This is a genomic window from Aurantiacibacter sediminis (genome assembly GCF_016019885.1).
GTDB classification, from domain to species: Bacteria; Pseudomonadota; Alphaproteobacteria; order Sphingomonadales; family Sphingomonadaceae; genus Alteraurantiacibacter; species Alteraurantiacibacter sediminis.
Genome location: NZ_JAEANY010000003.1, coordinates 160,630 through 180,312, shown reverse-complemented (window position 1 = coordinate 180,312; position 19,683 = coordinate 160,630). Strand labels below are relative to the sequence as shown.

Below are 19,683 nucleotides of genomic sequence, written 5' to 3'. Positions count from 1 at the left end.
ATTAGCCTAGATACTTCTAGATGCGGCGAGTGCGGGGCAGTCTGCTGCCACCAGCCCCTCATCATCCCAGCGCGCGACGTAATAGGCTTGTCCTGCGGCGAGCTGCGCGCAGGCGATATTCTGCCCATCGGCGTAAACGACACCGAGCGTCCGGCCATACCGATCTTCTCCCAGCCGCACGATTGTTAGCGCGGTATTGGCGACGGTGGCCTCCATCGCGCGCGTCGAGGCGCGCCCGTCACCATCAACGCAGCGCCGCCCTGCGCGGCAGGCATGCGTTTCGGGAGCATCGATCCCTGTAATCCGAATCCGCTCATCTCCGCAGCGAATGGTATCGCCATCGGTGACGGTGCAATTCTCCAGCGGGGTGGAGATAAAGGTCAGGGCGGCGAGGACTGTAGAGAGATAAGGCATGGCGGCGGCCTAAAAGGCTTTCGGCATGCTCTACCTGCGTCACCATCTCCGTTTCGGAGACGTAGTAATACGCGAAATTACGCAGATTCTTCGGTGATACGGGTGAAAGGCACGTTTTGCACTTGCGCCGGAGTGGCGCAGAATCTAGGGGCCTCTGCGGTCCGGGGAGTGGCGCAGCCTGGTAGCGCACCTGTTTTGGGTACAGGGGGTCGCAGGTTCAAATCCTGTCTCCCCGACCAGCTTTCGGCCGGAATCACCTGCGTGGTGGTTCCGGCCGTAATTCTTTCCAGCTTAGGTCGCGGTTCGCACGCTGGCGCGCTCGACTAGACGCACCGGTGCGCGGCGGCGTTCACCGCTTTTGGTGAGGCCCAGCGCTGTATCGACCAGCAGTACGCCGGCGCGGGCAAAGTCCGGCTCCACCGTCGTGAGCGGCGGGCTAGAGTGTGCACCGCTGCCAAGCCCATCGAATCCGATCACACCCACATCTCTTGGAACGTCCACGCCGCTTTCGCGCAACACCTCGAGGGCGCCAAACGCCATCGCATCGCAAGAACAGAAGATGCCATCGAAGCCGCGGCCGCTGTCGATCAACGTGCGGGCAGAGCGACGGCCCTGTTGGCCGCGTGTCTCGCCATCTTCGAAGATGGCCTTTCCGCCATCGATTCCGGCTTCGCGCGTCGCATCGCTGAAGCTTGCAAAACGCTCCCGGAATTGCGGCTGCGTTTGGCGCGTATCGCCGATGAAGACGAGGTCTCGATGTCCGGCGGCGAGCAATCGCTCCACCGCCATGCGAGCGCCCGCGCGATTGTCCGAATCGACGCGGCGATGATCCACATAGGGCGAACCCCAGCTTGCTACATCCTCGCGCTCCAACAGGGCCCTGTGGTGCGCCCAGGCCGCATCATTGGTGCTGGTTCCGATTAGGATGACACCGTCGGCCTGCCGCGTCTCGACGAAGTCGCCGTAGAACTGTTCTTCAACCGACTGGAACGAAACCAGCGATTGATACCCTTTTTCAGAAGCTGCCGCGCAGACGCTGCCGAGCAGATTGTAATGAAAGGGATTGATCTGGGTGGCTTCGATATCGGGCTTGGTAATGACGACGATGGCGAGAGTGCGGGTCTTGCCGCTCCGCAGCCGCGCAGCGCGGGCATCGACACGGTATCCCAGCTCATCCGCCGCGCGGCGCACCTTTTCGCGCGTTGCATCGGTGATCGAACTATCGCCCGATAGCGCACGCGATACGGTGGACTGGTTGACCCCGGCTCGCTCGGCAACTTCGAAAGACGTCACCCGGTGGCTGGGCGTGTTCTGGTTCGGCATCCCTGATCCTGCATTGCTGTTTTCAGCTTCTGTCCGACTGCATAAGCCAGCTTGCGGAGCGAAGCGAGAACCTTGTGAAGTGTGGAATTTTAGCGTTCGACCGAATGCATCACATCCTTCACGCAGGACGGCTTCACACCGCGCTGCTTGAGATAGGCGAAGACCCGCCGCCACCAATCGTACAAATCGTCCAGATCCTCTTCGGTGCGGACGTAGGGCGTGTCGCCCGGTCGTAGCGAGGGACTGTGAAAGGAGAAGACGAGCATGGGCGCGCCTTCATCGAGTGCCATATCGATGCCGCGTATCGCCTCCTCCACAGTGACGCCTTCAGGCGTCAGCGGCACGCGTTCCAGCATGTTGAGGCGCGAAAGGACGCCGCGCATGGATGGCGCGCGCCAGAGCCGCGGATAGATGTATTCGCCTTGCTTGCGCAGCATGCCCCAGAATGTCGTCGTGAGAGGCAGTTCGAGCAGGGTGCGCTCGTCATCCAGCCAGTAAGGAGCAATCGGAAAAGTTCGGAAATTGGGCCCGCCAACCGATGAATAATCGAATTGCGGGCGCGCCGACGTGTCGATTGCGATGCCGTGCTCGGCCAAGATGCGAGCGGTGTTCTCGCCAACGCCATAGCGACCGGCGCGATAGATGAGCGGTGTCACACCGAACTTCGCCTCGATGCAATCGCGCAATTTGACGAACTTGGCTTCCTCCAAGTCGCGCGGCAGGTTCCCGGCAAAGGAGTTGTGCTGCGTGACATCTTCAGCAAAAGGCGGGTTCACCCAAGGGTGCAATTGCACACCGATTTCAGCGCGCCCGGCGGCAAGCGGTTCGCGCAATATTTCCGCGGCAAGACGAGAATTGGCGATGGGCCAGTCCACCAGATAGACCGGCACCACTTTCTGGTGTTCGCAAAATTCCTGGAACTTGGACAGCCGCCGCACATGATCGGTGCCGTGCGTTTCGCGGGTGAGCGGCTTCTCCCAGTCAAATTCCTCTTCGGTATCGACTGTCAAAATGAAACGCGGAATGCGGTCGCGAAAGCGGGCGCGACTGTCTTCCGGAGGCTGATCGAGCAGACTCCGCATTACACCGGTATCTCCAACTTCAAGCGGGCTGTTACCCGTTCGCGCGTCCCTGTTCCGGGCTATGATCGACATTCTTGGCGGTCAAGGCCGGAAGAACCAACGTTACCCGGTCTTGTTTACATTTTAGATAACCGCCTGCCGCTTCTGCCTCTGCCTGCGCCAGTTTGAACGAGAATTTTGGGCCGAACATTCCCGCACTAATCGCCTTTTCACGCTGTTGATCGGCGGGGGCGGCGAGATTTTTGGCTGTGCCATCGATTAGTGAGGGCGGGATCTTCATGCGCAGCCGCACCCGCTTTTCATTGCCCGCAAGACGCAGCGCAATCGTTTCGCCTGGCCCCATGGCGCCAGCCGCCGTGGCGAGAAGCCGCCAGCACAGCGCCATCGCTTCCGGCCGCGCCAGCCCGACATGGAAAGGCGAGCCCTTTACGCGCAAGTCGAAAGCGGCGTTGCGCGGGCGAAGAAACGCCTGCAAGCGCTGGACGGTGTCGGAAACCACGAGGCGCAGATCGCTTTCGCCTTCCTCCGGCTTCAAATCGCCGGAGTCGAGTTTGACCAGCCGGTCGACTTCATCGAACCCGGCAAGCAGCTTGGCGGCATCCACCGATATCCCGGCGGCATGCGCGCGGTATTCATGCGGGGCGGGGCCGAATAGCTGCTGCTGGATGATTTCGGCGAAACCCTGGATCGCGTTCACCGGAGTACGCAATTCATGCAGCACCTGCCGCATCGCATCGCCTTCGCTGTCATCATTGGCGGCATCTTCTGCAGAAACGATCGGACGCCGCAGGCAGCCGCGATAGCCGGTGAAGCGACCGTCCTTTGCATCGAAGAGTGGGGCTGCATCCATGCGCCATTCACCGCTGATGTCGGGCGCGGCAGCCAGATTGATGGGCGCGGTGGTGATCGGTTGATGCGCGGCCAGGCGAGCGGCAATCCGCTTGTCCACATCGATCAAAACGCCGGGCATTGGGGAGGTCAGGCGAAGGCCCACGGCCAGCGTTGCGATCGGGCCGCTCGCCCAGGTGACAGTGCCTGCCGTATCGGTGGCGAATTCGAAGCCGAGCAGGGGGCTTGCGGAAAGTTCCTCCTCTTCCAGCGGAAGGCGGGGGGCAACAGGCTTACCCTGGCGCTCTTCGCGAAATGCCTCGATACGGCGTAGGAGCGCGCCGATGCCTTCGGTCGTGTCGCTTGTTGGGCTCGCTGGAGATACGGGCGCCACTGCGGGAGTGGGGCTGGGTGGTACAGCTGCGGCGGAGCGATTGATCCCCGCATCAGGCAGGACGAGATCCTGCACGCCGAGGCGCGCCAGCAAATCCTTCACATCAGAGGACAGATCGCGTCTGTGCCTCAAAAAGCCGCGCGCATTCATCGGCAGTTCCGGGATTAGCGCGAGCCATTGCGCATCGCTAAGCCGTGCGGTCGCCATGGCGGAAGCGGCCGGTTTGGACTCGCCCCCGGCAAGATATGCGACGAGCTCTGGATTGCGCAGGCGCACGCCCGGTTCGCGCAGGATCGCAGCCTGCTCCTCTTGCGGAAGATGCGTCATCAGCTCCGAAAGCCGCGCATAGGCAGGCCTGAGCAATTCGCTCTCGGCAGTTTCGGGCAGTGTGCCCAAGAGGTCGATAAGCTGCCTGAATTGTGTTCGACGTACGCCATCACTGTCTACGCGCATACGCAGCACGGTGGTGAGGCGATCGTCGATTTGCATGCAGGCTCCGGCGAGAAAGGTTAAGAATTTCCAAAAATTCCAATAGCGAGGAGCAGCGCTGCGCACATGTGCGCTTCTGCGTGCGTTGCAAAAAGGGACAATTGCGTGCATATGGAACAATCAATCGGCCAGCTGTTAGAAAGCGTGCCGGATGTTGCCTGCTTGCGTAAGCAGGTTGCTCGAAACCATTGCAGGGGCACCGGTGATGTCGACGCTCGACTCAATTGATCGTAAATTGCTGGCCGAATTGCAGGCCGAAGGCCGGGTGACCAATGTCGACCTGGCGCGCCGCGTCGGCCTCACCGCGCCGCCATGCCTGCGCCGCGTGCGCGCACTGGAGGAAGAAGGCGTTATTCGCGGCTATCATGCCGATCTAAACGCTTCAAAGCTTGGTTTTGCGATTACCGTCTTCGCCATGGTCAGCCTCCGCAGCCAGGCAGAAGAAGACCTGAAAGCGTTCGAAGAGCATATCAACATGCTGCCCGAAGTGCGTGAGTGTCACATGCTGAACGGCGAAATCGACTTTATTCTCAAGATAGTCAGCCGCGATTTGCAGAGCTTCCAGGAATTCCTGACCAGCAAACTGACCCCCGCTCCCAATGTGGCGAGTGTCAAAACCTCGCTGACGATCCGCACGGCCAAGCACGAGCCGGGCGTTCCGCTGGGCTGAGACCCCTTCTTAGCGCCGGATTCACCCTGTCTGCTTCGCTACCAGTAACCATTCGCCGCAATATGCGCTCACTCGATCCGTAAACCGGGAACGGGTGTGCGAAATGTTCATCTGCGAGACAGTCATTCATGTAATGGCGCGGGGGCAATCCGCGGGCCGGTGGATTTTCGCATTCGGCTCATGGGACTGGATGGATAGCTTGGGGTCACGGTTTCTTTTCGAAGCCACGCCGCCTTTCGGAGGCAGCAGGCACCAAGCGAATGAAGGAGTGAGAACATGAATTTGGCGCGTAAATATTCCGCAGCTCTGGCGCTTGGTGCCGCAATGGTCCTGCCGTTTGGCGGCAGCGTATCGGCGCAGGAATTGCCGGCGGAGACCACGTCGCAGAACATCAACGTCTATGGCAATCTGCCTGCCAGTCTCGATGGCCTTGCGGAAGGCCCTGAGATCGACGGCTTTATCTCGGCCCGCACCGGCAGTGAAATCACCGTGACCGAAGCCAATGGCGCGACCACATCCGTCGCCGTAGGTGAGATCACCGATATTCGCGCGCGCGGAGGCTTTCTCGGCCTTGGCCGCACGGAGCTCAGCACCGCCTCGCTCCTCAACGGCATCCCGGTCACAGTGGAGACCGTGCGTTGGGAAGATGGCCTGCTTGCCAGCCGCATTCGCTTCTCGGCGGACGACCTCGAAACCGCGGAAATGATCCGCACCGGCACCGAACAGCGCTTCGCCCTGAATGAAGAGGCGATCGAAGAGAATGCCGCTGCGGCAGAGGCCTTGCGCGGCCGCGTAGCCAACATCGACCAATATAACGTGACGGGCGTCACCAATGTCTATTTCGACACCGGGCGCCATAACATCTCGCCTGTCGCTCAGCGTGAACTGTGCGACTTCGCAACTCAGGCAAGCGCCACCGACGGCGCGCAGCTGCTGGTTGTCGGATACACTGACTCCGTCGGCAATCAGGATTACAACCAGGTGCTGAGCGAACGCCGCGCGAGCGGTGTCGTGAACTATCTGCAGCAGCAGTGTGGCTGGGCGCCGTGGCGTATGATGACGCCGACCGGCATGGCCGAAGCTGATCCTGCGGCTGACAACACGACGGAAGCTGGCCGTGCGCAGAACCGCCGCGTGTCGGTCAACATCCTCGTCAGCAAAGCGTTGGATGAAGGTATGGGCGGCTAAACCGCTTCACTCCGCCAAAAGTGTGTGAGGGGCGAGCCAACGCGGTTCGCCCCTTTTTTGCCTATTCGGCTTCGGCATCGCGATCGGCAAGCCATTCTTCCAGCCATTTGATCGTGTAATCGCCGCTGATCACATCGGGCTGGCGGATCAGTTCCCGGTGCAGCGGTATCGAGGTCTTAACGCCTTCCACCACCATTTCCTCCAGCGCGCGGCGTAGGCGCATCAGGCAGCCTTCGCGATTGCGACCGTAAACGATCAGCTTGGCGATCATGGAGTCGTAATAGGGCGGGATCGAATAGCCGGCGTAAAGCCCGCTATCCACGCGCACATGCATGCCGCCTGCCGGGTGGTAATAGGTGATCTTGCCGGGGCTTGGGGCGAAAGTGAACGGGTCTTCCGCATTGATGCGGCACTCGATCGCATGGCCGGTGAAGCGGAGGTCTTCCTGCGCTACCGACAGCGCTTTGCCATCGGCGACACGGATCTGCTCGCGCACCAGATCGACACCGGTAATCGCTTCGGTAACCGGATGCTCGACCTGCAGGCGCGTGTTCATCTCGATGAAGTAGAACTCGCCATCTTCCCACAGGAATTCGATGGTGCCCGCACCGCGATAGCCCATTTCGGCCATGGCCTTGGCCACGATGCCGCCCATCCGGTCCCGCTCTTCAGCGGTAATCACGGGCGAGGGGGCTTCTTCGAACACTTTCTGGTGGCGGCGCTGGAGCGAACAGTCGCGTTCGCCCAGATGGATGGCGTTGCCCTCGCCATCGCCGAAGACCTGGAACTCGATATGGCGCGGATTGCCGAGGTACTTTTCCAGATACATCGTGTCATCGCCGAACGCGGCTTTCGCCTCGCTCATGGCGCGCTTGACCAGCGGCTCCATCGATTCCGCATCGGGAATGACCTGCATGCCGCGGCCACCGCCGCCCGCTGCAGCCTTCGCGATCACCGGATAGCCGATCTCGTCCGCAATGCGGCGCATCTCGTCATAGTCGGAGATGGCGCCGTCCGAACCCGGCACCAGCGGAAGGCCAAGCTTGCCCGCCGTCTGCTTGGCGGCGACCTTGTCCCCCATGGTGCGAATGTGTTCGGGCTTGGGGCCGATCCACTTGATGCCATGCGATTCGACGATTTCGGCGAACTTCGCATTTTCGGAGAGGAAGCCGTAACCGGGGTGGATCGCATCCGCATCGCTGATTTCAGCAGCTGAAATGATCGCCGCGACATTCAGATAGCTCTCCGACGCTGCTGGCGGACCGATGCAGACTGCGTGATCCGCCAGTCGCACATGCATGGCCTCGGCATCAGCGGTGGAGTGCACCGCAACCGTCTCAATGCCCATTTCGTGCGCTGCACGGTGGATGCGCAGAGCGATCTCTCCGCGATTGGCGATCAGTATGCGTGAAATGCCCATGCTGTCAGCGCGGCTTTACGAGATGACAACGAGTGGTTGGTCGAACTCGACCGGCGAACCGTTCTCGACCAGCATCTGCTTCACCATTCCATCGGCAGGCGCGGTGATCGGGTTCATCACCTTCATGGCTTCGACGATCAGCAGCGTGTCGCCCTTCTTCACCGTGTCGCCGACGGAGACGAAGTCCGGTGCATCCGGTTCCGGCGCGAGATAGACAGTGCCTACCATCGGCGATTTGACGGCGTTCGCTACGTCTTCCGTGGCTGCGCTTTCGCCCGGAGCGTCTGCAGCAGACGGCGTGGCAGGAGCGGTAGAGGGAGCTGGAGCCGGCGTAGGTGTGGGCGCCATCATTGCAGCAGGCGGCGGAGCGGCAGTCATGTTGCGCGCAACGCGGATCCGCTTATTGCCTTCTTCGACCTCGATTTCAGTCAGGCCGGTTTCGCCGAGCATTTCGGCCAGTTCGCGAACCAGATTGGGATCAACGGTCATGCCGCTTTTGCTGGCGGCGGAGGTCTTCTTGTCAGACATGCATTCCCCGATGCAGTGGTAAAGGATGGCTTGGGGGCTAGAACCAGTCCGCCCCCAAAGCAAGGGTTAGCAATCGCTTTGGCGGAATGCGGCTTTACAGCTTCGCTGCGGCTTCCAGCGCCAATTCATAGCCATATCCGCCGAAACCGGAGATGGTGCCGAGAGCGCCCATCGCGACATAGCTCTTATGGCGATAGGCTTCACGTGCGGCGGGGTTGGAGATATGCACTTCGATCACCGGCGTGCGGATCGCGCGGATCGCATCATATAGCGCTAGACTGGTGTGGGTGAGGGCACCTGCATTCAGGATGACAGCTTTCGCGCCATCGGCCTGCGCTTCATGCAGCCAGTCGCACAGATGGCCTTCATGGTTGGACTGGCGCATGTCGACTTCGAGGCCAAGCTCCTTCGCCTTAGCCTCGCACCGGGTGGCGAGATCATCCAGCGTGTCTGCGCCATAAATCTCAGGCTCGCGCACGCCGAGCAGGTTCAGATTGGGTCCGTTCAATACGAATACTGTGTCAGTCATGCGCGTGCCTTTAGCGGCAATCGGGGGCTGCCGCCAAGGGCAAAGGCACAGGTTTCGGTCAGGCTTTCTAGGCAGGGGTGTGACAGGTGTGACAGTGTCCTGGCGCTTATTTGTCCACGCCCTTCACCTTGCCCCACTGACGCGCGGCGGTATAGCCGAGATAGCCTGTGCCAAACAGCGCATAGAGCGGCTCGGGCAGCCCGCCGAGATAGGCGTTCATTCCTGCGCCGATATCGCGCGCGACCGTGGGATTGAACGCCGCAAGGACACCCATAGGCAAAGCGCACAGGATCATCGCATACATGACGTAAAGAAAGCTCGGCCGCGCGCGGCTGGTCCACGGATCGGTGCTTTCGGCTTCTGCAATGATGGCGGAAAGCCGTGCCTCGATCTGCGCCATGTCCTGCGTGCCTTCGAGCGCGATCAACTCCAGCTTCGCCCGCTCGCGCGCTTCCTTGTCCGGAATGATCTTGTCGATGATGGAAGCGATAGGACCGATAAGGGATTCGAGAATTGCCATGGGGGGATGCTCCGTTGCGGTTGGATTCGCAGACGGGCGTGGCGGAGAGGCAAAGCTGTAGGAAAGCATTTGCTTGGGCCTCACAAAGTGACCCGAGTGTAAAGTGATGCTTGACTAAATTGTAAAGCATGACTATACATTGCGCGTGGAAATCGAGAATGTCCTGCACAAGCACCTTCGCAAGTTTCTCGAAACGGGCAAGGCGAAGGGCGTGATCGAGCCCGAGCGTATCACGGATATGATCGCCTTTATTGCCAGTGCGCAAGCGTTCGACGAGCTTTCGGTGCCGCCCAACTTCGGCTTTCATGCCCTGACCGGCAATCGGAGGGGGACGTTTGCGATGACCGTCACCAGAAACTGGCGACTTACGTTTACTAAGGTCGACGATGCGACAATCGCCGACCTCAACCTTGAGGACTATCACTGATGGTTATCAAACTGCATGACAGCTTCGCGGTCCATCCGGGGCCATGGCTGAGGCGGAATTTTGTCTCTGCGTACAGGCTTAGCGTGAGTGCCACTGCCGAGCATCTGAAGGTATCGCGTGTTGGATTGAGCAATCTGCTCAACGGCAAGGCAGCGCTTTCTCCGGAAATGGCTATCCGGTTCGAAAAGGCTTTTGGCGTCGATGCCGGGACCCTGCTGCGGATGCAATCCGCGCATGATCTGGTTGTCGCGAAGAAAGCGGCAAAGTCGCTGAAGGTTGATCGACTCGCCGAACCTGCTTGAAGGTCCACTGGTCGGGAAGACAGGATTCGAACCTGCGACCCCCACACCCCCAGTGTGATGCGCTACCAGGCTGCGCTACTTCCCGAGACCAGTGGAAGCGCGCCTATAGAAAGGGTGGGGCGCGATAGCAAGCGCATAGCGGGGCAGAATTTCACGCGCGGCTGGTATGCGGATCTATTGCAAAACGGACCTCAATTGCCACCTCTCCGCAATGCTGCTACGCGCAGCGCCCATATGTCGGGGAGGAGGCTGGTGAATCGCGGTTTGCGCCGCGGGTTTGCCGGGTATTTTCTGACACATTCGGTTTTTTGACTCACCGCTCCTGAATGGAACGAACACATGCTTGATTTTCTCGCCCTGGCAGTCGGCCAGGCTCCCCCTCCAGGATGGGTGCAATTCCTGCCGATCATCGGCATGATCGCCATCTTCTGGTTCCTGCTTTTCCGCCCGCAGATGAAGCGGCACAAGGAACACCAGGCCAAGATCGCCAGCGTGAAAAAGAACGACAAGGTCGTGACTGCGGGCGGTGTCATCGGCAAGGTGATCAAGGTCGACGATGACTATGCCGAAATCGAGATCGCACAGGGCACGCGTATCAAGGTGGTGAAAAACACCATCGGCGATATCCTGCCGCCCGGCGGCAAGCCCGCGAACGACTGACACAGATAGGCAGCAGGTCACACCGCCATGCTCGATTTCCCGCTCTGGAAGCGCATTTCGCTTTGGGCAGTAACGCTCGCACTGGCCGTTCTGGCCATTCCTTCGATCCTGTCAATGACGGGCGTCGATGCGCCGGACTTCGTTGAGGAAGCGCCGCAGATCAATCTGGGGCTGGACCTTGCCGGCGGCAGTCACATCCTGCTCGAAGCGGATCCGGCGCAAGTGGCCGAACAGCGGCTGGAAACGATGGAGGAATCGGTCATCCAGCTGCTGGGTGATGCCGATCCGGAAATCGAATTTGGCGAGCTCAATACGCTCGACGGGCAAGTGTCCTTCATGCTCGAAAATGCGAGCGATATCGATCGTGCGCGTGAAGAGCTGCTGCCAGTTATCAACGGCACGGGCCTTGTTGCCGAATGGCAGCTGGAAGTGGTCGATGGCCGGCGCATCGTCCTGACCCAGACCGAGCAGGGTATCGACAATGCTGTCGACGATGCAATGGAAAGCGCGACCGAAGTCGTGCGCCGCCGTATCGATGCGCTGGGCACGCGCGAGCCTACCATCATCCGCCAGGGTCCCAATCGCATTGTGGTGCAGGTGCCGGGTCTCGAAGATCCCGAAGCGCTGAAGGCTTTGCTGGGTGAAACCGCGAACCTCGAATTCAAGCTGGTCGCCCCGCGCCGCCAGAATGAGATGACGGAAGAAGCCGCGCGCGCCGATCCGATCCCGGGCACGGAAATCGTGCCTTACGCTGAAGACAGCCCTTTTGCGGGCTCTGTGCTGGTCGTGAACCGGCTTGGCGGCATTAGCGGCGAAAGCCTTACCGGCGCGCAGCAGGGGTTCAGCCCCGATACCAATGAGCCGGTGGTGAATATCCAGTTCGATCCGCAGGGCGGCGCGACCTTTGCGCGCCTCTCGACCGAAAATGTAAATCGCCGCTTCGCTATCATCCTTGATGACGAAGTGATCTCCGCTCCCAATTTCAACGAGCCGATCCTTGGCGGTTCGGCACAGATTTCCGGCAGCTTTACGGTCGAAAGCGCAAACAACCTTGCAATCCAGCTGCGATCGGGTGCGCTGCCTGTCGACCTGACTGTGATTGAGGAGCGCACGGTTGGGCCAGACCTCGGTCGCGATTCCATCATCAAGGGTGGCATCGCGATGGGCATCGGCTCCCTGCTCGTCATCCTGCTGATGATGGCGACTTATGGCCGCTTCGGCATCTATTCGACCGGCGCGCTGATCCTGAACGTGCTGATGGTTCTCGGCATCATGGCCTTTATGAACACTACGCTTACCCTGCCGGGTATTGCGGGCTTTGTGCTGACTGTCGGCGCGGCGGTGGACGCCAACGTCCTGATCAATGAGCGCATTCGTGAAGAGCGAAGGCGAGGGCGGCGCGTGATCGCCGCGGTTGAGACGGGCTATAAAGAGGCCAGTCGCGCAATTTACGATGCCAACGTGACCAACTTCATCGCTGGCGTGCTCTTGTTCATGTTCGGCTCCGGTCCGGTTCGCGGCTTTGCCGTCGTCCTGATCATCGGCCTGTTCACCAGCGTGTTCACCGCTGTCATTCTCACCCGCATGTGGGTCGCCGGTTGGCTGAAAGCCAAACGCCCCAGCGACATCGCAATTTGAGCGGGAGGACAAACATATGAAACTTCTCAAGCTCGTTCCCGAAACGACAAATATCAAATTCCTGAAGCTGCGAATGCCGTTTTACGTCATCAGCATCCTGCTGATCGCGGCAAGCTGGGCGCTGGTGGCAACGAAGGGCCTTAATTACGGCGTCGACTTTGCCGGGGGTCAGGAAGTGCGCGTGACCTTTGTTGAGCGTGAGGAAGCCCCGATTGTGGAGCTGCGCGCTCAGCTTGGCGAATTGGGCTATGGCGAGCCGACGATCCAGCGTTTCGGCGATCCCAACTCGGTCTCGATCCGCGTGCGCCTGCCTGAAGGCGTGGAGGACCAGCCCGGTGCTGCCACGGCTATTGGCGAAGAAGTCGTCAGCACGATCCAGAGTGAATTCGAGAACGTCCGACAGGACGCCAACGAGACTGTGTCGGGAAAGGTCGCAGGCGAATTTCGTGAGAGATCGGTCTATGCGCTCATCTTCGCTATGCTGGCGATCAGCGTCTACATCTGGATCCGCTTTGAATGGCAATTCGGTGTGGGCGCGCTGTTTGCGCTGTTTCACGACGTCTCGCTGACGCTGGGCATGTTCGCGCTGTTCCAGCTCGAATTCAGCCTGCAGATCATCGCCGCGATCCTTGCCATCATCGGTTACTCGCTGAACGATACGATCGTGGTGTATGATCGCATCCGCGAGAACCTGAAGAAATTCCGCAAGATGCCGCTGCCCCAATTGCTGGACTTGTCGGTGAACGAGACGCTCGCGCGGACGGTGATGACCAGCCTGACGCTGTTTGTCGCGCTGATGCCGCTGCTGTTCTTTGGCCCAGCAAGCCTGTTCGGCCTTGTCGCGGCCATCGTGCTCGGCGTGTTCGTGGGTACTTACAGCTCGGTCTACATGGCCGCGCCGATCCTGATCTGGCTGGGCGTAACATCTGACAGCTTCGTGCCTGAAGAGACCCTGGCCGACCGTCAGGAAAAGAAAGCGCGCGGCGAAATCTAGCCGCCGATCAGGCCGCGATAGTAATCGGCCAGCGCCGCCGCATTCGCTTCCCAGCTGAAATGCGCGGCGTTGGCGGCGACATCGTATTGCGAATAATCGGCATAGAGCACTTCGCGGATTGCTCGGGCAAAAACGCTCGGCTCGTTATCCGGGTCATAGTCCACAATCCGGCCGGCGCTGTCGCTTTTCACCAGCTCGCGCGCGCCGCCGACATCGGTGATGACTATAGGCGTGCCGCAAGCGAGCGCTTCCACCCACGCATTCGCCAGGCCTTCGCTCGCGGAATTGAGCGCCATGGCATTGCTTGCCGACAGGACGATGGGAAGCTCTGTATGATCGAGGCTGCCGAGCATATGCACGCGTCTAGCAACGCCCAGCCGCCGCGCTTCCGAAGCGAGCGCCGTGCGATCATCCCCGCGGCCCACCAGCGCAAGGTGCACATCGGGCAATTCGACCAGCGCCTGAATGAGCAACGTCTGCCCTTTGCGCGGAATAAGCGCGCCGACGGACGTCACCAGCTTCTCATTTTCCGCGAGCTGCATGGCGTGGTTCTCCGCCATCCATTCGCGGCATTCCGCGCGGTTGAGCGGTTTGAAAAGCGTGTGATCGAGGCCCGTGTAATGCACGGTAATTGTCTCGACCGGCATGCCGAGATCGCCCATATCGAGCCGCAATGCCTCGCTCACTGCGAGCAGGCCGTAAGCCGAAGTGGCAGCCTCCAGCATCGCGTTTCGGGCATAGGGAACCGCGCCCCAGTGGGAGATGTCCGCCCCCCGGGCCTTGATGCTGAATGGCAATTGTAGCGCATCGGCAATCTGCGCAATCGCCGGTCCGTCGGGATAGAAGAATTGCGCATCGAGCAGGTCGAAGGGCTGATCTGCATGAAGTTTTCGCGCCAGGGGAAGCGCCGCACGCGCAATCATTGCCGGGTTAAAGCGCCCGCCGAATTTGGGAAACAGGGTGAAGCGCGGACGATAGACCTGCACGCCGCCTTCCACGCCATCCACAGCTGCCTTGGCAATCGGCTTGTACCGGCCCGCAGCTATCGGCGGCACTCCAACGGGGTTGATCAAGGTGACATCCCAATCGGGCGTCGCGGCAAGCGTTTCCATCTGCCGCGCGACGAAGGTGCCGAAGCGCGGCGTATGCGCATTGGGGAACAGGGTCGATAGCGATAGGATGCGGGGCATAAGCGGCAAGAAGGCTTTACAGTTTGCGGACCAGCATTTCGGCAACGGCCAGCCAGGCCGGGCTGTCGATTACGATCTGCCGCTTCCCGACTCCGGGCGGGAGCAGGCCGACAAGGCTCCCCTGCCGATCTATCAACCGGCCAAATGCGAAGCGCCCACCCGATCGCGGGGCGAGAACATCACGATTGATCAGATTTCCGGCATCCTCAGGCGCGACTTGCCGCATCCAGAGCTGGTCTCCGCCGCGATATTCACCTTGGCCCGTTTCGATCTCGAGGCACACGAGCGATCCCCCTTCGAGCAATTCGGTCGGCAGGATTGCATCGCGCGGGGAGGGCAGGCTTTCCGCTCCGGCATCGGTCAGCCGTGCGATGACTTGCGGCTGGCTCTCGCTCTCCGCTTTCACCAGCGTTTCCGGGTCGACACCCAGTGCAGCCCCGATGCGGTTCATCCAGACGAGCGAGAGATTGCGCATGCCGGTTTCCAACCGGCCAATCGTCTGCGCGGTGGTGGGCGGCTCACATGCGGCGGCCACCTCAGCCAGCGTCAGACCCTTTTGCCGACGAATATCGCGAATGCGATTAATCATCCTTCATCCCTCAATTAACCGAATTGGTTGCAAAAATAGCTTTCCTACAACCGATTCGATTTTGCAAGGGCTGCGCGTCGCCAGAAGGGAAAAAGCATGCAGCATCGCAAACTTGTCGAACGGGAACTGACAGCCGAAGGGCCTCGTCGCAAAGGCAGTGCCGGCCGCAGGGGGCGAAGCGCCACAGTCAATGTCGCAGAGAGCCCGCTAGGCTGGTTGCACGCGCACGGCCATCTTGATGATCGGCTTTTCGATGCCGGTGAACGCCTGCGCGCCGATTACGAACGCGCGAGCCTTGGCGCGAATGTAACGATGCGGTGGGACCCGGTGCGGATCAAGGGTTCGGGCGGCGATGGCCTTTCCCCCACGGAACGTCAGATCGCCGCGAAAGCCCGTTTCGATGGCGCGCTGCAACAGGCGGGTCGGGGGCTGGAAGACATCCTCTGGCGCGTGGTGTGTGCAGGCGAAACCCTGCCCGTGGCGGAAAAGACGCTACGCTGGCCCGCGCGCAGCGGTAAGCTGGTGCTGAAACTTGCGCTCGACCGGGTGGCGGATTTTTATCGGATCAGCTGATCAACCAAACAGACCGCGCAGCCAGTTCCAGAAGCGCAGGACCACTGAATTGCTTGCCCGGCTTTGGCGGGCGGCCTTTTCGGCGGCTTCACGCTCCGCATCGCGCAGCAGCTTCGCGCGAAGGGCACTCTGGCGACCTTGCGGAGTGGCAGTAACGGCAGAGCGGCGCGAGCGCGGATCACGCATAAAGGCATAGCCGTCCGTCTGATCGTCATCCGTCAGCGTGTAGCTTTCATCCGATATGTCTGCGGTGGCTGCGTTGTCCCCAGCAACTTCGGTGGACTCCGGCGAGATGTGATCGGCTGATTCCGCCATCGGCGCGGCAGGCTTCGCCTCTTCCCAACGATCCTTATCGCTTGCGACCGGCGTGGGCACGGCTGGCTTGGGCTGAGGTTCTGGCTCCGACTCAGCGTTCTGCGCTGGCGGCTGCATCTGTACCGGAGGCGGCGGCGCGAAATCGCTCGATTGCTTTGGTTCAGGCCTGGCAGGTGCGGGGCGCGGCTCCATTGGCTCAGGCGCAGTAGCGCGCGGCTTATCGGTCTCTCGCGCATCCACACGATTTTCCGACGATGCTGGTTTGTCATTCTGCCAGTTTTCGTCAGCCCATGCCTGCAATTCGCGCTTTTCGACATCGTCGCGGTCCAGCTCGAACCAGTCCTTGCTGTGGCGTTGCCGCAGCTCCTCGACATCCTCGCGCGACGGCGCAAAGTGACTGGCCCGGCTATTTGGCTTTTCTATCGCCCCGGGCTCGGTCGTTTCGAAATCATGCGATTGGTTTTCCGCGTCGCGTTTGGCCAAACGGGCCTGCAGGCTTTCGAGCGACGAGGTTTGTTGCGGTATTTCTTCCGCAATTTTCGGTTCGGCCGATGCCGACATTTCGGGCTCGGCAGGGACAACAGGCTGTGCGGGCGGCGTTTGTGCAGCTTCCGCTTCGGCAGGCTCGCTCTCGGTTTCGGCCAATTCCGGCTGGACCGGAAGCGAGGGGAAGATGCGATTTTCCAGATCGATATCGTCTTCGATGGGGCCATCGGGATCGGCGTAGCCGCCAAAATCATCGTCGCCGCTGATTGGATCGGTTCCGCTGGCCGCGATCTGGTCCGCGTCGGGCGTTTGCATGCGAAGGTCATTGGCAATCGCATCATCAAGGCCGTGATCCAGCACAGGCGCAGATTTGCGACGCGTAAGGCTAAGCACGTCCTCAGCATTGGGAACGGCGTCATCGTCTTCGGCATCGGGCTCGTCCGACTGACCCATTTCCTCAAGATCGTCATCTTCCATCGGCGCGAGGCCGAGGATTGTCGCCGGGCGCTGCGGACGCTCGACCTCTTCGCCCATCAGCTCTGCCGAGGCATCCTGGAACATGGCATGCGCCTGCGCGAGCTCGTCCGGATCCAGCACGAGCACAGGCTTTTTCTTTGGCTTCGGACGGGCGCCAAGCGTTTCGAGACTGCCATAAGCAGGCCCGTTGCCGGCGTTCTCGTCACGCAATGCAGATGAGGAGGCAATGCCCATGCCAAGGGGTTTGCCCGGCTTTGGTGCAAACGAAGTGAGGAAACGTGGTTAACGCGCCGCTAACGTTTGGCGCGCCGTTTTTACAGGGATTTAGCTCTCGGCTCGCTCTGCAAGATCCAGCCAGCGTTCTTCTGCCGCGTCCTTTTCGTCGCGCGCCAGTTCAAGCGATTTGCTGATCCGCGCGAATTTGTCCGGGTCTTTGCTGTACAGCTCTGGATCGGCGAGCGCGCTTTCGCCTTTGCCGATAAGGGTTTCCAACTCCTCGATCCGCTTCGGCAATTGCTCGTAATCGCGCTGGTCCTTGTAGGACAGTTTGCTCGATTTCGGCGGCGGGGGAGGGGGCGGCGCAGATTTTTCGTCGGTTGGTTTGTCTGTCCTGGCTTTCTTCGGGGTGCGCTGTTTGCGCTTCGCTTGCCAATCCTCGTAGCCGCCTGCGACGATATCGACCGTGCCGCTGCCGTCGAGGCCGAGTGTCACCGTCACCGTGCGATCGAGAAAGTCGCGATCGTGGCTGACGATCAGGACGGTGCCTTCATAGTCGGCGATAACTTCCTGCAGCAGGTCAAGCGTTTCGAGGTCGAGATCGTTGGTTGGCTCATCCAGCACCAGCAGATTGGAGGTGCGGGAAAACTCGCGCGCCAGCAGCAGTCGTGATTGCTCGCCGCCGGAGAATGTGCCGATCTTCGCATCGATAAGGCTGGGGTCGAAGAGGAAGTCCTTCAGATAGGCCTGAACGTGCTTGCGGCTGCCGCGCACATCCAGCCAGTCGCCGCCTTCCGCCAGCACCTGCCGCACGGTAAGTTCGGGCTGCAATAGCGCGCGTTGCTGATCGATGGAGACGCCAGAGAGAGTCTTGGCATGGGTCACGGTGCCCGTGTCCGGCTCGATCTCCTTGGTCAGCATTTTAAGAAGCGTCGTCTTGCCCGCGCCATTGGCGCCGACAATACCGATCCTGTCACCGCGCTGGATGCGCAAGGAAAAGGGCTTGATGACCTGCCGATCGCCATAGGTCTTGGAGATATCCTCCGCGACGATGACGGACTTGCTTTTAAAATCCTCATCGCTCGCCAGTTTGAGCTTGGCTGTGCCGCCGGGCGTGATCATCGCAGCGCGTGCGGCGCGCATTTCGAAGAGCTTTTCCAAACGGCCCATATTGCGCTTGCGCCGCGCAGTGACGCCGCGCTCAAGCCAATGCGCCTCGATCTTCAGCTTCGCATCGAGCTTTTCTGCCGCGCGCGCCTCTTCGGCATAGACCTGCTCTTCCCACGCCTCATAGCCGCCAAAGCCAACTTCCTTGCGCCGCATACTGCCGCGGTCCAGCCAAAGTGTGGCCCGGGTCAGGCGTTTCAGGAAGGTGCGGTCGTGGCTGATGACAATGAACGCGCCTTTGAACCGCTCAAGCCACGTTTCCAGCCAGTCGATGGCAGCAAGATCGAGGTGGTTTGTCGGCTCATCGAGCAGCAACAGGTCGGGCTCCTGCGCCAGCGCGCGGGCGATTGCGGCGCGGCGCTTCTCGCCGCCGCTGGCGGTCGCTGCCTCTGTCGTCATGTCGATGCCCAGCTGGCCGGCAATGGCCTCTACGCCGTGTTCAGGCGGCGCGTCATCGCCGGCAAGGGCGAAGTCCATCAGCGTCTTATGGGCGGAAAAATCCGGCTCCTGCTCCAGCCAGACGATATTGGCATGCGCTTTTACCTTGCGCACGCCGCGATCCGGCTCGATTTCATCCGTGATGAGGCGAAGCAGCGTCGTTTTGCCAACGCCATTGCGACCGATCAGTGCCAGCCTGTCGCGCGGGCCGATATGCAGGTCCAGCCCCTCGCCATCACCTGATGACGGATCACCGAACAGCCAGCGCCCACCTTGTTGCAAGCCGATGCCTTCGAGGCTGAGAATGGGAGGTTCTGCCATGCGCGCTGCCAATTAGGGGGGAGGGCGGTGTGTGGCAAGCAGTCCGCGAAGGAACAGCCAATAAAGCTGAACGCATGGATGGTGGCAAATTCACTTCTTGTTCAACGGCGTATCTTTAGGCAAACCACCATCATGTTGAAGCCGATCGCCATCTTTGCTGCTGCTGCCTGCGCCCTTTCGGCGTGGAGCACGCCTGCGTCTGCGCAATCTTTTGACCGTGAACGCGGTGACCAGAACTCTGCGCGTGCGGAAATGCAGGCTGGCCGCAACATGCCTATTCGTGAAATCGAACGCCGCATCATCCCGCAAATGCGCGAGGATGATGAGTATATCGGTTTCGAATATGATCCCATCGCGCAGGTCTATCGCCTTAAATTCATTCGCAATGGCCGGATGATCTGGGTCGACGTGGATGCGCAGACAGCACGCGTCCTGCGCGTATCGCGCTGAATATCTCCCCATTGGAAACTCGCTGCTTGCTTGACGCGTTCATGTTGTAGGCGCA

General features: G+C 60.6%; 21 protein-coding genes and 2 tRNA genes. 10 read left to right on the top strand and 13 right to left on the bottom strand.

Going from position 1 to position 19,683, the window contains the following annotated elements:
* Positions 1-6: 6 nt before the first annotated feature.
* Positions 7-414 carry a thermonuclease family protein gene (locus tag I5L03_RS10215; protein WP_197921677.1) on the bottom strand — a complete coding sequence of 136 codons (408 nt, stop codon included), beginning with the start codon at positions 412-414 and terminating at the stop codon, positions 7-9.
* Between the two features lie 162 nt (positions 415-576).
* On the opposite strand from I5L03_RS10215, the gene I5L03_RS10210 reads away from it, so the two are divergent.
* Positions 577-653 (top strand) — tRNA-Pro (locus tag I5L03_RS10210).
* Positions 654-705: 52 nt separating this feature from the next.
* Here I5L03_RS10210 and I5L03_RS10205 read toward each other — a convergent pair.
* The 3 genes from I5L03_RS10205 to I5L03_RS10195 form a co-directional block, all read right to left on the bottom strand.
* Entirely contained in the window at positions 706-1,737 is a 1,032-nt protein-coding gene (locus I5L03_RS10205; protein ID WP_197921676.1) for a LacI family DNA-binding transcriptional regulator, read from the bottom strand.
* A gap of 89 nt (positions 1,738-1,826) precedes the next feature.
* Complete coding sequence (locus I5L03_RS10200) at positions 1,827-2,819, bottom strand: polysaccharide deacetylase family protein (protein WP_197921675.1); 993 nt, start codon at positions 2,817-2,819, stop codon at positions 1,827-1,829.
* A 31-nt stretch (positions 2,820-2,850) separates the two neighbouring features.
* Positions 2,851-4,530, bottom strand: a complete 1,680-nt coding sequence (locus I5L03_RS10195; RefSeq protein ID WP_197921674.1) for a sensor histidine kinase — start codon at positions 4,528-4,530, stop codon at positions 2,851-2,853.
* 205 nt (positions 4,531-4,735) lie between these two features.
* Here I5L03_RS10195 and I5L03_RS10190 point away from each other — a divergent pair, with 205 nt between their 5' ends.
* The gene (locus tag I5L03_RS10190; RefSeq protein ID WP_197921673.1) at positions 4,736-5,200 is read left to right on the top strand and encodes an Lrp/AsnC family transcriptional regulator; all 465 of its coding nucleotides are present in this window, start codon (positions 4,736-4,738) and stop codon (positions 5,198-5,200) included.
* Positions 5,201-5,476: 276 nt separating this feature from the next.
* Entirely contained in the window at positions 5,477-6,388 is a 912-nt protein-coding gene (locus I5L03_RS10185; RefSeq protein ID WP_197921672.1) for an OmpA family protein, read from the top strand.
* Positions 6,389-6,449: 61 nt separating this feature from the next.
* On the opposite strand, the gene accC is transcribed toward I5L03_RS10185, so the two are convergent.
* The 4 genes from accC to I5L03_RS10165 form a co-directional block, all read right to left on the bottom strand.
* Positions 6,450-7,808 (bottom strand): acetyl-CoA carboxylase biotin carboxylase subunit, encoded by a 1,359-nt coding sequence (gene accC, locus I5L03_RS10180; protein ID WP_197921671.1) that lies wholly within the window; start codon positions 7,806-7,808, stop codon positions 6,450-6,452.
* Between the two features lie 15 nt (positions 7,809-7,823).
* Entirely contained in the window at positions 7,824-8,336 is a 513-nt protein-coding gene (gene accB, locus I5L03_RS10175) for an acetyl-CoA carboxylase biotin carboxyl carrier protein (protein ID WP_234035197.1), read from the bottom strand.
* A 94-nt stretch (positions 8,337-8,430) separates the two neighbouring features.
* On the bottom strand, positions 8,431-8,865 hold the full coding sequence (gene aroQ / locus I5L03_RS10170) for a type II 3-dehydroquinate dehydratase (protein ID WP_197921670.1): 435 nt from the start codon (positions 8,863-8,865) through the stop codon (positions 8,431-8,433).
* A gap of 106 nt (positions 8,866-8,971) precedes the next feature.
* The gene (locus I5L03_RS10165; RefSeq protein WP_197921669.1) at positions 8,972-9,385 is read right to left on the bottom strand and encodes a holin family protein; all 414 of its coding nucleotides are present in this window, start codon (positions 9,383-9,385) and stop codon (positions 8,972-8,974) included.
* Positions 9,386-9,530: 145 nt separating this feature from the next.
* Between I5L03_RS10165 and I5L03_RS10160 the strand changes: the two genes are divergently transcribed.
* Together I5L03_RS10160 and I5L03_RS10155 are read left to right on the top strand one after the other, a co-directional pair.
* A complete protein-coding gene (locus I5L03_RS10160) occupies positions 9,531-9,812 on the top strand; it encodes a type II toxin-antitoxin system RelE/ParE family toxin (RefSeq protein ID WP_197921668.1) in 282 nt (93 codons plus the stop codon).
* Positions 9,812-10,114, top strand: a complete 303-nt coding sequence (locus I5L03_RS10155) for a HigA family addiction module antitoxin (RefSeq protein WP_197921667.1) — start codon at positions 9,812-9,814, stop codon at positions 10,112-10,114. The genes I5L03_RS10160 and I5L03_RS10155 overlap by 1 nt, the downstream gene beginning before the upstream one ends.
* Before the next feature lie 8 nt (positions 10,115-10,122).
* On the opposite strand, the gene I5L03_RS10150 is transcribed toward I5L03_RS10155, so the two are convergent.
* Positions 10,123-10,199: transfer RNA gene (locus I5L03_RS10150), tRNA-Pro, on the bottom strand.
* 254 nt (positions 10,200-10,453) lie between these two features.
* Between I5L03_RS10150 and yajC the strand changes: the two genes are divergently transcribed.
* From yajC to secF, 3 genes are read left to right on the top strand one after another with little or no spacing between them, the layout of a single operon-like run.
* Positions 10,454-10,774: a preprotein translocase subunit YajC gene (gene yajC / locus I5L03_RS10145; RefSeq protein WP_197921666.1), complete on the top strand. Its 321-nt coding sequence runs from the start codon at positions 10,454-10,456 to the stop codon at positions 10,772-10,774.
* Between the two features lie 27 nt (positions 10,775-10,801).
* Positions 10,802-12,412, top strand: a complete 1,611-nt coding sequence (secD, locus tag I5L03_RS10140; RefSeq protein WP_197921665.1) for a protein translocase subunit SecD — start codon at positions 10,802-10,804, stop codon at positions 12,410-12,412.
* A gap of 16 nt (positions 12,413-12,428) precedes the next feature.
* Positions 12,429-13,406: a protein translocase subunit SecF gene (gene secF / locus I5L03_RS10135; protein WP_197921664.1), complete on the top strand. Its 978-nt coding sequence runs from the start codon at positions 12,429-12,431 to the stop codon at positions 13,404-13,406.
* Here the strand turns inward: secF and I5L03_RS10130 are convergent.
* Both I5L03_RS10130 and I5L03_RS10125 read right to left on the bottom strand, forming a co-directional pair.
* Complete coding sequence (locus I5L03_RS10130) at positions 13,403-14,596, bottom strand: glycosyltransferase (protein WP_197921899.1); 1,194 nt, start codon at positions 14,594-14,596, stop codon at positions 13,403-13,405. The two genes, secF and I5L03_RS10130, sit on opposite strands and share 4 nt — an antisense overlap.
* A 16-nt stretch (positions 14,597-14,612) precedes the next feature.
* Positions 14,613-15,185, bottom strand: a complete 573-nt coding sequence (locus I5L03_RS10125; protein ID WP_197921663.1) for a helix-turn-helix domain-containing protein — start codon at positions 15,183-15,185, stop codon at positions 14,613-14,615.
* 96 nt (positions 15,186-15,281) lie between these two features.
* Here I5L03_RS10125 and I5L03_RS10120 point away from each other — a divergent pair, with 96 nt between their 5' ends.
* Entirely contained in the window at positions 15,282-15,758 is a 477-nt protein-coding gene (locus I5L03_RS10120; RefSeq protein WP_197921662.1) for a DUF6456 domain-containing protein, read from the top strand.
* Here I5L03_RS10120 and I5L03_RS10115 read toward each other — a convergent pair whose 3' ends face one another.
* Together I5L03_RS10115 and I5L03_RS10110 are read right to left on the bottom strand one after the other, a co-directional pair.
* Positions 15,759-17,270, bottom strand: coding sequence for a hypothetical protein (locus I5L03_RS10115; RefSeq protein WP_197921661.1), 1,512 nt, complete (start codon positions 17,268-17,270; stop codon positions 15,759-15,761).
* A 90-nt stretch (positions 17,271-17,360) separates the two neighbouring features.
* A complete protein-coding gene (locus I5L03_RS10110; RefSeq protein WP_197921660.1) occupies positions 17,361-19,178 on the bottom strand; it encodes an ABC-F family ATP-binding cassette domain-containing protein in 1,818 nt (605 codons plus the stop codon).
* Between the two features lie 132 nt (positions 19,179-19,310).
* Here I5L03_RS10110 and I5L03_RS10105 point away from each other — a divergent pair, with 132 nt between their 5' ends.
* On the top strand, positions 19,311-19,628 hold the full coding sequence (locus I5L03_RS10105) for a hypothetical protein (protein WP_197921659.1): 318 nt from the start codon (positions 19,311-19,313) through the stop codon (positions 19,626-19,628).
* The last annotated feature ends 55 nt before the right edge of the window (positions 19,629-19,683 follow it).

Coding starts and splice junctions, on each gene's coding strand:
- I5L03_RS10215 (WP_197921677.1), bottom strand. CDS start 414: ATGCCTTATCTCTCTACAGTCCTCGCCGCCCTGACCTTTATCTCCACC.
- I5L03_RS10205 (WP_197921676.1), bottom strand. CDS start 1,737: ATGCCGAACCAGAACACGCCCAGCCACCGGGTGACGTCTTTCGAAGTT.
- I5L03_RS10200 (WP_197921675.1), bottom strand. CDS start 2,819: ATGCGGAGTCTGCTCGATCAGCCTCCGGAAGACAGTCGCGCCCGCTTT.
- I5L03_RS10195 (WP_197921674.1), bottom strand. CDS start 4,530: ATGCAAATCGACGATCGCCTCACCACCGTGCTGCGTATGCGCGTAGAC.
- I5L03_RS10190 (WP_197921673.1), top strand. CDS start 4,736: ATGTCGACGCTCGACTCAATTGATCGTAAATTGCTGGCCGAATTGCAG.
- I5L03_RS10185 (WP_197921672.1), top strand. CDS start 5,477: ATGAATTTGGCGCGTAAATATTCCGCAGCTCTGGCGCTTGGTGCCGCA.
- accC (WP_197921671.1), bottom strand. CDS start 7,808: ATGGGCATTTCACGCATACTGATCGCCAATCGCGGAGAGATCGCTCTG.
- accB (WP_234035197.1), bottom strand. CDS start 8,336: ATGTCTGACAAGAAGACCTCCGCCGCCAGCAAAAGCGGCATGACCGTT.
- aroQ (WP_197921670.1), bottom strand. CDS start 8,865: ATGACTGACACAGTATTCGTATTGAACGGACCCAATCTGAACCTGCTC.
- I5L03_RS10165 (WP_197921669.1), bottom strand. CDS start 9,385: ATGGCAATTCTCGAATCCCTTATCGGTCCTATCGCTTCCATCATCGAC.
- I5L03_RS10155 (WP_197921667.1), top strand. CDS start 9,812: ATGGTTATCAAACTGCATGACAGCTTCGCGGTCCATCCGGGGCCATGG.
- yajC (WP_197921666.1), top strand. CDS start 10,454: ATGCTTGATTTTCTCGCCCTGGCAGTCGGCCAGGCTCCCCCTCCAGGA.
- secD (WP_197921665.1), top strand. CDS start 10,802: ATGCTCGATTTCCCGCTCTGGAAGCGCATTTCGCTTTGGGCAGTAACG.
- secF (WP_197921664.1), top strand. CDS start 12,429: ATGAAACTTCTCAAGCTCGTTCCCGAAACGACAAATATCAAATTCCTG.
- I5L03_RS10130 (WP_197921899.1), bottom strand. CDS start 14,596: ATGCCCCGCATCCTATCGCTATCGACCCTGTTCCCCAATGCGCATACG.
- I5L03_RS10125 (WP_197921663.1), bottom strand. CDS start 15,185: ATGATTAATCGCATTCGCGATATTCGTCGGCAAAAGGGTCTGACGCTG.
- I5L03_RS10120 (WP_197921662.1), top strand. CDS start 15,282: ATGCAGCATCGCAAACTTGTCGAACGGGAACTGACAGCCGAAGGGCCT.
- I5L03_RS10115 (WP_197921661.1), bottom strand. CDS start 17,270: ATGGGCATTGCCTCCTCATCTGCATTGCGTGACGAGAACGCCGGCAAC.
- I5L03_RS10110 (WP_197921660.1), bottom strand. CDS start 19,178: ATGGCAGAACCTCCCATTCTCAGCCTCGAAGGCATCGGCTTGCAACAA.
- I5L03_RS10105 (WP_197921659.1), top strand. CDS start 19,311: ATGTTGAAGCCGATCGCCATCTTTGCTGCTGCTGCCTGCGCCCTTTCG.